8 protein-coding genes are annotated in these 11,525 nt (G+C 71.9%); 3 read left to right on the forward strand and 5 right to left on the reverse strand.

The features are described from left to right. The first annotated feature begins 102 nt into the window (after positions 1-102). The gene (locus ACFY30_RS03015; RefSeq protein ID WP_390843423.1) at positions 103-576 is read left to right on the forward strand and encodes a pyridoxamine 5'-phosphate oxidase family protein; all 474 of its coding nucleotides are present in this window, start codon (positions 103-105) and stop codon (positions 574-576) included. A gap of 3 nt (positions 577-579) precedes the next feature. Here ACFY30_RS03015 and guaA read toward each other — a convergent pair whose 3' ends face one another. Continuing rightward, the gene (gene guaA, locus ACFY30_RS03020; RefSeq protein ID WP_390843424.1) at positions 580-2,154 is read right to left on the reverse strand and encodes a glutamine-hydrolyzing GMP synthase; all 1,575 of its coding nucleotides are present in this window, start codon (positions 2,152-2,154) and stop codon (positions 580-582) included. A gap of 283 nt (positions 2,155-2,437) precedes the next feature. Here guaA and ACFY30_RS03025 point away from each other — a divergent pair, with 283 nt between their 5' ends. Both ACFY30_RS03025 and ACFY30_RS03030 read left to right on the forward strand, forming a co-directional pair. Continuing rightward, positions 2,438-2,719, forward strand: coding sequence for a chorismate mutase (locus ACFY30_RS03025; protein ID WP_390658210.1), 282 nt, complete (start codon positions 2,438-2,440; stop codon positions 2,717-2,719). Positions 2,720-3,431: 712 nt separating this feature from the next. Continuing rightward, positions 3,432-4,493: an LPXTG cell wall anchor domain-containing protein gene (locus ACFY30_RS03030; RefSeq protein ID WP_390843425.1), complete on the forward strand. Its 1,062-nt coding sequence runs from the start codon at positions 3,432-3,434 to the stop codon at positions 4,491-4,493. A 70-nt stretch (positions 4,494-4,563) separates the two neighbouring features. Here ACFY30_RS03030 and ACFY30_RS03035 read toward each other — a convergent pair whose 3' ends face one another. From ACFY30_RS03035 to ACFY30_RS03050, 4 genes are all read right to left on the reverse strand, one after another. Further along, on the reverse strand, positions 4,564-6,342 hold the full coding sequence (locus ACFY30_RS03035) for a GMC family oxidoreductase N-terminal domain-containing protein (protein WP_390843426.1): 1,779 nt from the start codon (positions 6,340-6,342) through the stop codon (positions 4,564-4,566). A gap of 68 nt (positions 6,343-6,410) precedes the next feature. Beyond that, entirely contained in the window at positions 6,411-8,042 is a 1,632-nt protein-coding gene (locus tag ACFY30_RS03040) for a succinic semialdehyde dehydrogenase (RefSeq protein WP_390843427.1), read from the reverse strand. A gap of 142 nt (positions 8,043-8,184) precedes the next feature. Then, on the reverse strand, positions 8,185-9,864 hold the full coding sequence (locus tag ACFY30_RS03045) for a serine/threonine-protein kinase (protein ID WP_390843428.1): 1,680 nt from the start codon (positions 9,862-9,864) through the stop codon (positions 8,185-8,187). A 19-nt stretch (positions 9,865-9,883) separates the two neighbouring features. Continuing rightward, a complete protein-coding gene (locus ACFY30_RS03050; protein WP_390843429.1) occupies positions 9,884-11,518 on the reverse strand; it encodes a serine/threonine-protein kinase in 1,635 nt (544 codons plus the stop codon). Positions 11,519-11,525: the final 7 nt, after the last annotated feature.

An 11,525-nucleotide genomic window follows, 5' to 3' on the forward strand; every position in this document is an offset into this window, starting at 1 on the left:
TCAGCGCAGGAGAACAGGCCTGTTATGTAAAGATGACGTGCGGCGTCAGGACGCGACAGAACTACGACAGAAGATGTCCTGTTTCGGAGTCACACTCCAGGTATGACATCGAACTGGGCGGCGTTCGCCGCGGCGGAGCCGGACCTCGCGAAGACCGTCGAGGAGCGCTTCTCCGCCTTCACCCACCACGTTCTGGCGACCCTGCGCAAGGACGGCTCCCCGCGGACGACCGGGCTCGAGGTCCGCTTCTGGGACGGCGAGCTGTGGCTCGGCATGATGCCGGGCTCGGTCAAGGCGCTCGATCTGCGCCGCGACCCCCGCTTCGCCCTCCAGGCCAACCCGGGCGAGGGCACCGGGATGGGCGGCGGGGACGTAAGGGTCGCCGGGCGGGCGGTCGAGGTCGACGACCCGCGGATCAAGGGCGGGTACGTGAAAGAGGTGGAACCGCCGGAGCCGTTCCACCTCTTCCGCACCGAGCTGACGGAGGTCGTGAGGACCCGTGTCGAGGACGACACGTATCTCGTCGTCCAGGTCTGGAAGCCCGGTCAGGCCCTGCGCGTCGTCAGGCGCCGGTAGTCCCTACTCCCACTCGATGGTGCCCGGCGGCTTGGAGGTGACGTCGACGACCACGCGGTTGACGTCGCGCACCTCGTTGGTGATGCGGGTGGAGATCTTCGCCAGGACGTCGTACGGCAGCCGCGACCAGTCGGCGGTCATGGCGTCCTCGGAGGAGACCGGGCGCAGCACGATCGGGTGGCCGTAGGTGCGGCCGTCGCCCTGGACGCCGACGCTGCGGACGTCGGCGAGCAGGACCACCGGGCACTGCCAGATCTCGCGGTCGAGACCGGCGGCCGTGAGCTCCTCGCGGGCGATCGCGTCGGCGTCGCGGAGCAGGTCCAGCCGGTCCTTGGTGACCTCGCCGACGATACGGATGCCCAGACCCGGGCCCGGGAACGGCTGGCGCTGGACGATCTCCTCCGGCAGGCCGAGCTCCTGGCCGACCATGCGGACCTCGTCCTTGAAGAGCTTGCGCAGCGGCTCGATCAGCTTGAACTCGAGGTCCTCGGGCAGGCCGCCCACGTTGTGGTGGGACTTGATGTTGGCCGTGCCGGTGCCGCCGCCGGACTCGACGACGTCCGGGTAGAGCGTGCCCTGGACCAGGAACTCCACCGCCGGGCCCTCGTCCGCGATGATCTCGGCCTGGGCCTGCTCGAAGACGCGGATGAACTCGCGGCCGATGATCTTCCGCTTCTCCTCGGGGTCGGAGACCCCGGCGAGCGCCTTGAGGAACCGCTCCTCGGCGTCGACGACCTTCAGCTGCACGCCGGTCGCGGCCACGAAGTCCTTCTCGACCTGCTCGGTCTCACCCTTGCGCATCAGGCCGTGGTCGACGTAGACGCAGGTGAGCTGGGAGCCGATGGCCTTCTGGACGAGGGCGGCGGCCACGGCGGAGTCGACGCCGCCGGACAGACCGCAGATGGCGCGCTTGTCGCCGACCAGCTCGCGGATCGCGGTGACCTGCTCCTCGATGACGTTGCCGGTCGTCCAGGACGGGGTCAGGCCCGCGCCGCGGTAGAGGAAGTGCTCCAGGACCTGCTGGCCGTGCGTGGAGTGCATGACCTCGGGGTGGTACTGGACGCCGTAGAGCTTCTTCTCGTCGTTCTCGAAGGCGGCGACCGGGACGACGTCCGTGGACGCGGTGACCAAGAAGCCCTCGGGGGCGGCGGAGCAGGCGTCGCCGTGCGACATCCACACGTGCTGCTCGGCGGGGGTGCCCTCGAAGAGGGTGGAGGACGCCCGGGAGACGTGCAGGTCGGTGCGGCCGTACTCGCGGGCGCCGGTGTTGTCGACCGTGCCGCCGAGGGTCTGCGCCATCAGCTGGAAGCCGTAGCACATGCCGAAGACGGGGACGCCCGCCTCGAAGATCGCGCGGTCCAGGCGCGGGGCACCCTCCTCGTACACGGACGAGGGGCCGCCGGACAGGATGATCGCCGCGGGGTTCCTGGCGAGCATCTCCGCGACCGGCATGGTGCTCGGCACGATCTCGCTGTAGACCCGGGCCTCGCGGACCCGACGGGCGATGAGCTGGGCGTACTGCGCGCCGAAGTCGACGACCAGGACGGTGTCGGGGGCGGCGGGGGTCGCTGATGACACGGGGTGCCTTCCGGCGGTTGGGCGAGGGGCTGTGGTACCGAGTCTAACGGGGTGGTCGCGGGTGACCTCGCCGTCGTCCCGGGATGGCATACTGGCCCCATGCTCACGCACTCGGCCTTCCTCTTTACCTATGGCACCCGGCCCACCGGCTGCCATGGTCGTGCTGCTTGAGCAACTGACAAGCGACTTCCCCAGGCGCCCCGGGCCGACAAGGTCCGGGGCGCCTGGCGTTTCTGCGGACCCTGCCGCTCCGGGGCACCTCACTCACCGATGAGGAGCCCCCATGACCGCCCTCGATGTGACCGGCGCCCGTACCCCCGAGGCCGCCGACGTGATCAGCGGTGCCCGTGAGCGCATCGACGCCCTCGACGACCGGATCATCGGGCTGATCCAGGAGCGGATGGCCGTGTCCGCCGTCATCCAGGAGGCCCGGATGACCTCCGGCGGCCGGCGCGTGAACCTCTCGCGCGAGATGGAGGTCCTCGGTCACTACCGGGACGCCCTGGGCAAGCCGGGCACCGCGCTCGCGATGACGCTGCTGGAGCTGTGCCGGGGTCGCATCTGAGTTCGGACTCCCTCTCACCCGTACGGCGCGTGACCGCCCTCGGCGCGTCTCGTTGGTCCCGGTGTCCGTTCCAGCCAGGGGCGGGCCCGGAAGAACCACGCGTGGCTCACTGGAGCGATGAGACGGACGGATCGTGCCGTGCGTCGTGGGACCTCGCTCCGGGAAAGTGACCGGACGGCAGGGGACAGCAGCCCGGTCACCCAAGAGAACGGCCGGCCCCGGGGACGCCCGGGGCCGGCCGGCGGACATGGCAAAAACGCACAAGAGCCGGCTCAGACGGTTGCGGGCGCCGTGTTCATCCAGCACGATGCGCAGAAAGCCCCCACAGCTCCAAGTCCCGTCCAGGACAACCGTATTGCGTGCATTGTCCTGGGTGACCGCCAGAGGTCCAGACCAACCAGCGGCGCAACCCCCCGGCGCCGCTCCCCCGGCACCGGCGCTGCCCTGACGTCGGTGCTGACGATGAGAAGGGCCCCGCAGCTCCGCCCTGCGGGGCCCTTCGTCATGCCCGGACGACAGAGACCATGCCCCGTCGTCACGCCCGGACGGCAGAGACCACGGGCGCCGCCGAGGTGACGCGGGTCACATAAAGTTCCCGTGAGGCGGGGACAACTGTTCACAGGGTTCACGGGTCACACCTACCGACACAAGGGTCACGCCCGCGCCCCACATTCGCGGAAGACCTCCCCCGACACGATCTTTCGAGGTCTTCATGAAGCTTCGCCGGACTCTCGTCACCGCGGCCGCGACGGCCGCGCTGGTGCCGCTCGCCCTGCTCTCCGCGCCCGCCGTGTCCGCGCAGGAGAGCAGCACGCCGTCGGCAGGCGAGTCCTCGTCGGAGAGCGCGTCCGCCTCGGCCTCCGAGTCGCAGACGTCGGAGGCCTCCGCCTCCTCGTCGGACACCACGACCGCCTCGGCGTCCCAGTCGCAGACCGGCAGTGCCTCCGGCTCGCCGTCCGACGGCGCCTCGCAGTCCTCCTCAGCCTCTTCCTCCTCCTCGTCCACCGCGTCCTCCTCGGTCTCCGCGAGCTCGTCGGCGAGCGACGACGAAGAGCCGTTCGACCCGTTCACGGACTGCAAGTCCTTCTCGCTGGACGAGAATCTCACCGCCCGGATCACCGGCCTGCCGAACAAGATCGTCGCGGGCTCCGGCTGGCACGACTTCGAGTTCAAGGTCGACAACGACTCCGACCAGGACCTGACGAACGTCTACATCGACGCGTTCCTCGAGTACGGCGACGACACGGACGCCTGGCTGTCCGAGGGCCTCGCCGTCATCCAGGTGAAGGAGGACGGGAAGTGGACCGACGGCTTCCAGGACTCCTACGAGGACGAGGACGGCAAGACGGTCAACGTCACGGGCTCCTTCGTGGCGCTGCTCGACTCCCTGGAGAAGAACAGCTCCGCCACCCTCGACCTTCGGGTGAAGGTCAAGGCCTCGGCCCCGGCCGGGTCGTCGTTCGCGCTCAGCGAGGCCATCTACGCCGGCAAGGACTCCGCCTGCTACGGCAACGGTGACTTCTACGACGTGGAGATCCTCGCCGCGGGCAGCGACGCGGGCGACGTCGACGACGCCGAGCCGAACGGCCAGAAGCCCGACGCGACCGACGGCACCCGTGCCCAGGGCGAGGCCAAGGAGATCAGCGGCAGCCTCGCCTCCACCGGCGCCGACTCCGCGCTCCCGGTCATCGGTCTCGTCGGCGGCATCGCCGTCGTCGCCGGCGCCGGTGCGGTCGTCGCGGTGCGTCGGCGCAAGTCCGGCGCGCACGCGTAACGCGCCACGGACCAGCGAAGGGACCTGCGCTCGGAGGGGGGTGCAGGTCCCTTTCGCTTGCCCGCGGCGCTCACTTCTTCGGCGGCACCGCCGGCATCCCGAGGAACGGCAGCCGCAGCGCGCCGAACGCGTCCGCCGGGACCGCCGGCTCCCGCGGCTCCACCGGCTTCAGCCGCTCGTACGCCGCCCCCTGCGCCGGACGCGGGTCCGCCTCGCCCTTGTTCGGCCAGTACGACATCGCCCGCTCGGCCTGGGCCGTGATCGTCAGCGAGGGGTTGACGCCCAGGTTCGCGGAGACGGCGGCGCCGTCGACGACGGAGATGCCGGGGTGGCCGTAGAGCCGGTGGTACGGGTCGATGACGCCGCTCTCGCGGGAGTCGCCGATCGGACAGCCGCCGAGGAAGTGGGCGGTGAGGGGAGTGCCCATCAGCTCGCCCACGTTGGAGCCGGCGAAGCCGTTGATGTCGGCGGCGATCGCCGAGGCGGCCTCGGAGGCGGCCCTGATCTGCTTGGGGTTGGGCGCGCCGTGACCCTGGCGTGCCGTCAGCAGGCCCTTGCCGACGCCCGCCGGCTTCAGGTACGTGGTCAGCGAGTTGTCCAGCGACTGCATCACCAGGCCGATGATGGTCCGCTCCGACCAGCGCCGGTTGGAGAGCGAGCGCAGCACGAGGAGGGGGTGCCGGACGGCGTTGGCCAGCCAGCCGGCCACCCTCGACGAGCCCTCCGCGTAGGGGACCTGGAGGATGGACAGGCCGCCCATGGAGTTGGAGCCCTTGCCGTAGCGGACGGGTTCGATGTGGGTGTTCTCGTCCGGGTGGATCGAGGAGGTGATGGCGACTCCGCGGGTGAAGTCGGCCTTCGCCCGGCCGGTCGCCCTGCGGTAGCGGCGGTCGTTGGTCTGGGCGCCGACCAGCGCTTCGGAGTTGGTGCGGGTCAGCTCGCCCAGCCGGTCCGACAGGTAGGGCAGTTGGCCGTTCGCCTTCATGCGGTGCAGCAGGGTCTGGGTGCCGTAGGTGCCGGCGGCGAGGACGACCCGGCGGGCCTTGTAGGTCCGTCCCTTCGACGGGCGGCGGTCGTCGGTCGGCAGGGTCGCCACCGCGTAGCCGCCCTGCGAGTCGTCGGTGACCGACACGACCGTCGTCAGGGGGTGCACGACCGCGCCCGCCTTCTCGGCGAGGTAGAGGTAGTTCTCGTTGAGGGTGTTCTTCGCGCCGTGACGGCAGCCGGTCATGCACTCGCCGCACTCGGTGCACGCCTTGCGGTCCGGGCCCGCGCCGCCGAAGTAGGGGTCGGCCACCGGCTCCCCGGGCCTGGCCCGTGCCTGGCCGTCGGCGTCCTCGCCGTCGCCGAAGAACACACCGACCGGCGCCATGTGGAAGGTGTCGCCGACGCCCATCCGGTCGGCCGCCGCCTTCAGGTGCTCGTCGGAGGGGGTCATCGTCGGGTTGAGCCGGACACCGAGCATGCGGCGCGCCTGGTCGTAGTACGGCTTCAGTTCCTCCTGCCAGTCGGTGATGTCACGCCACTGGGGGTCGTCGAAGAAGGCCTTCGGCGGGACGTAGAGCGTGTTGGCGTAGTTGAGGGAGCCGCCGCCGACGCCCGCGCCGGCGAGGACCATGACGTTGCCCAGCAGATGGATGCGCTGGATGCCGTACAGGCCGAGTTTCGGCGCCCACAGATAGTTCTTCAGGTCCCAGGAGTTCCTGGGCAGGGTCTCCCGGGTGAAGCGGCGGCCGGCCTCCAGGACGCCTACCTTGTAACCCTTCTCGGTCAGGCGCAGTGCGGTCACCGAGCCGCCGAAGCCCGATCCGACGACGATGACGTCGTAGTCGTAGGCGTCCTGGGGCACGTTCTCTCCTCGTTGAGCGTTCGTGCGGGGTCGAACCCGTCGGGCGGAACCCGTCTTGCGGAACCGGTCTAGCGGAAACGGAAGGCCTTCATGAGCCGCAGGCTCCTGCTCATGAACTCCGCGTACTGCTCGTCGTTCATGCCCAGCGCCGGCGCCATCGGCAGCAGTCGCTGCTGGGCCACCGTCTGGGCCTCCGTGTACTTGAGGATGCCCTCGGAGCCGTGGCGGCGGCCGAGGCCGGAGTCCTTCATGCCGCCCATCGGGGACTGGACGCTGCCGTAGGCGGGGGCGTAGCCGTCGTTGACGTTGACCGTGCCGGTGCGCAGCCGGGCGGCGACCTCGCGGCCGCGGCGGGCGTCCTTCGTCCAGACCGAGGAGTTCAGGCCGTACGGCGTGGAGTTGGCGAGCTCGATCGCCTCGTCGTCGGTCTTGAAGCGGTAGAGGGAGACGACCGGGCCGAAGGTCTCCTCCGCGCACACCGCCATGGGCTCGGTGACGCCGTCGAGGATGGTCGGCTCGAAGAAGTAGGGGCCGATGTCCGGGCGGGCGACACCTCCGGCGACGACCGTGGCGCCCTTGGCCACCGCTTCCTCGACATGGCGGGTGACGTTCTCCAGCTGCCGCTCGCCGACCAGGGAGCCCATGTCGGCGCCGTAGGCGAGGGAGTTGCCGAGACGCATGGCCTTGGTGCGGGTGGCGAAGCGCTCGACGAAGGCGTCGGCGACCGACTCGTGGACGTAGAGCCGCTCGATGGAGACGCAGAGCTGGCCGGCGGAGGAGAAGCAGGCGCGGACCGCGCCCGCGGCCGCCTTCTCGATGTCGGCGTCGTCCAGCACCAGCATGGCGTTCTTGCCGCCGAGTTCGAGGGAGGCGCCTATCAGGCGGGCGGCGGCGCCCTGGGCGACCTCGCGGCCGGTGCGGGTGGAGCCGGTGAAGGAGACGTAGTCGGCGTGCCGGACGACCTCGGGGCCGATCACGGGGCCCTCGCCGAGGACGACCTGGAAGACGTCGGCGGGCAGGCCGGCCTCGATCAGCAGGTCCCGCGCCCACAGGGCGGTCAGGCAGGTCTCCGTGTCGGGCTTCATGACGACCGCGTTGCCCGCGACGAACGCGGGGAGCGCGTCGCCGACGGACAGCTCCAGGGGGTAGTTCCAGGGGGCGATCTGGCCGACCACACCGCGCGGGTGGCGCAGTTCGGTGACCTTCGTGAGGGTCGGCATGGCGCCGGCGTGCCGCTTCGGCTTCAGATACGCCGCCGCCCTGCGGCCGTAGTGACGGGCCGCCACGGCGACGGCCTGCACCTCCTCGTGGGCGTGCAGCCGTGCCTTGCCGGTCTCCAGCTGGATCAGGTCGAGGACCTCGGCCTGGCGCTCCAGGACCAGGTCGTGGAAGCGCAGCAGGACGGCGGCGCGCTCCCGTACGGGCGTTCGCGCCCACACCGCCTGCGCGGCGCGGGCCGCCTCGAAGGCCTTGAGCACGTCCTCGGGGGTGGACTCGGGCAGGTCGGCGAGCTTCTCGCCGGTGAACGGCGTGTGGTTCGCGGTACGGCCGGAGCCGACGACGCCCTTGGTCAGCTGGGCGACGAGCTGGGGGGTGACCACGTCGGCGGCGGTGCGGACGCCGGCGGGGGCGGGGGCGAGGGGGTTCGTAGCGGCCGTGGTCTTCGTGCCGGTCTTTTCCGGGGCCTGCGAGTCCGTCATGACGCGCAGGGTATGCCGCGCGAAGCGCTTTGGGTACCCGCCGGTAACGGGATTCACGGACCGCTCACAAGGCGCCAGTGACCACTGGCAACGAACCCGCTGATCAGGCCGTTGTGCCGGTCCTCTCGCACGTCGGGCCGGATCAGCGGCTCTCGAGCTCCAGGCGGTCGCGGGCTCCCTTGAACACCGCCGTGCCCTGTTTCTCCTGTGGCGTCCCCTTCGGCATGTCGACGCGCAGCTCGTACATGCGGCCGTCGTCGGTGCGGACGAACAGTTCCATGACCCGGGTGGGGTTCTCGTCCAGGCCGTAGGTGGTGTCGGCGAGGGCGGCCTCGTAGCCGTGGAAGGTGGTGCGGGCGGTCCGGGTGCGCGCGTCCTCGTCGTGGCCGAGCCATGCCCTGTGCGCCTCGGCCGCCCGGGCCATCGGGGCGGCGGGGGCCCGGTCCCACAGGGCGAGGCGTACGTCGACGGAGCCGGCCGAGTAGACCACCAGCCGGGGCTGCGCGTCGGCGGCGCCGCGTCGCGCGGACATCTCGTAGCCGGACGGGACCGAGAGGACGGCGTCCAGGGTGAGTACGTCGTGGGCGACCCAGACGGAGGGCGACGCATACTCCGTGGGCTGCGCCGGAGCCGTGGTGTAGGTCCCGGTCCACTCCGTGACCGCCCCGGCGTCCGACTGCCCCCCGCCCGTCCCGGCCAGCCACACCCCAGCGGCGAGCAGCACCGCGAGAAGAGCGATCGGGAGCGGGCGGAGCGCGAAGAAGCGCAGCGGGCGACGTGTTCGGGTGGGGCCGGTGGTCCGGTGTGCCTCGTCCCGGGTCTCGGGCTCGGGGGGCGCCGCGGGGTGCGGCCTTCCGCCGGCGGCAGCGGCAGAGACGGGTGCGAACGCCTCGGTCCCCTGGTCCCCGGCCGGTGCGCCCGAACCCTTCGCCGTCGCCTCCCGGCCCTCCTCCGCCGCCGTGCTCCGCTCCCCCGCCGCCGCCTTCAGTGCGGCCGCGGCCTCCTCCGCGTCCGGCCGCTGTTCCGGGTCCCGGGCGAGGAGACGGGTGACGAGGGGGCCGAGCGGACCGGCGTGGACCGGCTCGGGCGGGGCCGCGGCGAGGACGGCGGCGAGGGTGGCCTCGGGGGTCGTGCGGCGGAACGGGGAACGGCCCTCGACGGCGGCGTGGAGGAGGACGCCGAGCGACCACAGGTCGGAGGCGGGGCCGGCGCCGCGCCCGGACACGCCCTCGGGGGCGACGAACTCCGGGGAGCCGACGAACTCGCCGGTGCCGGTGAGGGATTCCTCGCCGTGGACATGGGCGATGCCGAAGTCGGTGAGGACGACCCGGCCGTGCGGTCCGAGCAGGACGTTGGCGGGCTTCACGTCGCGGTGGACGATGCCGACGGCGTGCGCCGCGCGCAGCGCGCCCAGGACGGCGAGGCCGATACGGGCGGCCTCGGCGGGGTCGAGGGGACCGCGCGCCAGCGCCTCGTGCAGGGACTCGCCGCGGATCAGCTCCATGACGATCCAGGGCAGTCCGTCCCCGCCCTCGGTCTGCCCCTCCTCCACCACCACGTCCAGGATGGAGACGGCGGACGGATGGTCGACGCGGGCGGCGGCGCGGGCCTCCCGGTAGAGGCGGTGGGCGGCCCGGCGGTAGGTCTCGTCCTCGGGTGTGCCGGGCAACCGGGGCTGCTTGACGGCGACTTCGCGGTCCACGAGCACGTCGTGGGCGCGCCAGACGGTGCCCGCGCCGCCGGAGCCGATCCGTTCGAGCAGCCGGTAACGCCCGCCCACGGTACGGTCGTTGGCGCCTACGGGGTCACCGTCGTTGCTCATGCCCCATGCCTACCACGACCTACAGCTTGTCGACGTCCAGGTTCGCGATCGCCGTCCGCGCCACCTCGCGGCCCCGATCGGTGAAGTCACCCTTGCCCGGGTACCCGATGAGCAGCTTGTACATGTCCCCGGCGCGGGACTTGTAGTAGAAGATCCTCAGCTCGCGCGGGAGCGGGTCCTGGCTGTCGTCGGTGATGTAGACCACGGTGTTCCCGGCGGCGGGGCGGCCCTGGTACTCCGCGTTGTCGTCGGTCCTGGTGCGCGGCGCCTTCGGCATGTCGAGCTCGTAGCTGCCGGACTCCTTGAAGTCCCCGTCGTCGGCGTACATCTCGGCCGCCGCGGAGGCCTTGATCGCCTTGCCCGTGTCCTCCGCCCTGCGGGCCACCTCCAGGACGACCGAGACGGCTCCGCTGGGGTCGGTGTAGCTGACCCAGTGTTCGTCGTCGGCGTCCTTCTCCGGCTCGCCGCGCACATAGGTGCCGGGCACCGCCAGCGTCGCGGTGACGTCCTTCTCGTGGTGCGTCTTCCAGCCGTCCGGCAGCGGTCCGGCGAACGGGTCGGCGAGCACCAGGTACGCCGTCACCGCCGCCGCGACGACCGCGACCCCGAGCCCGGTCCACGCCGCCCGGCGCGACCGGCGCCGGGCGGGCATGCCGGCCTGTCCCACGGCCTGCGTGGGCGGCGAGGGCTGCGGCGGTTGCGGCGCGGGCGGATGCGCGGCGGCCTCCAGCAGGGCCCGCACCCGCGCGGGGCCGGGGCGGCGGGCCGGGTCCTTGTCCAGCAGCCCGTTGACGGCCTCGGCGAGCGGGCCGCGGGCGGCGGCGGGCGGGGCGGGCACGGCGTTGAGGACGGACTGGAGGGTGGCCGGCGTGTTGCTGCGGCGGAACGGCGACACGCCCTCCGTCGCCGCGTAGAGCACCACGCCGAGGGACCACAGGTCGGACGCCGGCCCGGGACGCTGGCCGAGCACCCGCTCGGGCGCGATGTACTCGGGAGAGCCGACGAAGCCGCCGGTGTCGGTCAGACTGGTCTCGCCCTCGATCTGGGCGATGCCGAAGTCCGTGAGCACGATCCGGTCGTGGCGGCCGAGCAGGATGTTGTCCGGCTTCACGTCCCGGTGCAGGATGCCCGCCGCGTGCGCGGCCTCCAGCGCGCCCAGCACCTCCAGTCCGATCCGGGCGGCCTCGCGGGCGCTGAGTGTGCCCTCCTGGAGGGCGCTGCCGAGGGAGCGGCCGTGGACCAGCTCCATCACGATCCACGGCTGTCCGTCGACGACGGCGACATCGTGCACGTTGACCACGGCGGGGTGGTCGAGCCGGGCCGCCGCCCGCGCCTCGCGCCGCATCCGCTCGAACGCGTTGGCCCGTTCGCGTTCGGGAAGATGGTCCGGCACGCGGGGTTCCTTGACGGCCACCTCACGGTCCACGGTCTCGTCCTTGGCCCGCCACACCGTGCCCATGCCGCCGTGCCCGAGCTTGGCGAGCAGCCGGTAGCGCCCGTTGATGAGCCGCCCGACGCCCGGTTCCTGCGGCACCCCGGCCCGCGGGGGCGCCGGCGCCGGGGCGGGCACGGCGGCGTACTGCGGGTTGGGCGGTTGCAGAACAAAACTCGTCGTCTCGTCGGACTCGTGGCCCACGCCCCCGTTGTGACTCATGTGTCCA

It is taken from the genome of Streptomyces sp. NPDC000345 (assembly GCF_042898825.1).
Classification (GTDB): domain Bacteria; phylum Actinomycetota; class Actinomycetes; order Streptomycetales; family Streptomycetaceae; genus Streptomyces.

What these genes read in the sequence shown, in the direction of transcription:
- ACFY30_RS03015 (WP_390843423.1), top strand. Translation starts at nt 103, where the DNA reads ATGACATCGAACTGGGCGGCGTTCGCCGCGGCGGAGCCGGACCTCGCG.
- ACFY30_RS03025 (WP_390658210.1), top strand. Translation starts at nt 2,438, where the DNA reads ATGACCGCCCTCGATGTGACCGGCGCCCGTACCCCCGAGGCCGCCGAC.
- ACFY30_RS03030 (WP_390843425.1), top strand. Translation starts at nt 3,432, where the DNA reads ATGAAGCTTCGCCGGACTCTCGTCACCGCGGCCGCGACGGCCGCGCTG.
- ACFY30_RS03040 (WP_390843427.1), bottom strand. Translation starts at nt 8,042, where the DNA reads ATGACGGACTCGCAGGCCCCGGAAAAGACCGGCACGAAGACCACGGCC.
- ACFY30_RS03045 (WP_390843428.1), bottom strand. Translation starts at nt 9,864, where the DNA reads ATGAGCAACGACGGTGACCCCGTAGGCGCCAACGACCGTACCGTGGGC.
- ACFY30_RS03050 (WP_390843429.1), bottom strand. Translation starts at nt 11,518, where the DNA reads ATGAGTCACAACGGGGGCGTGGGCCACGAGTCCGACGAGACGACGAGT.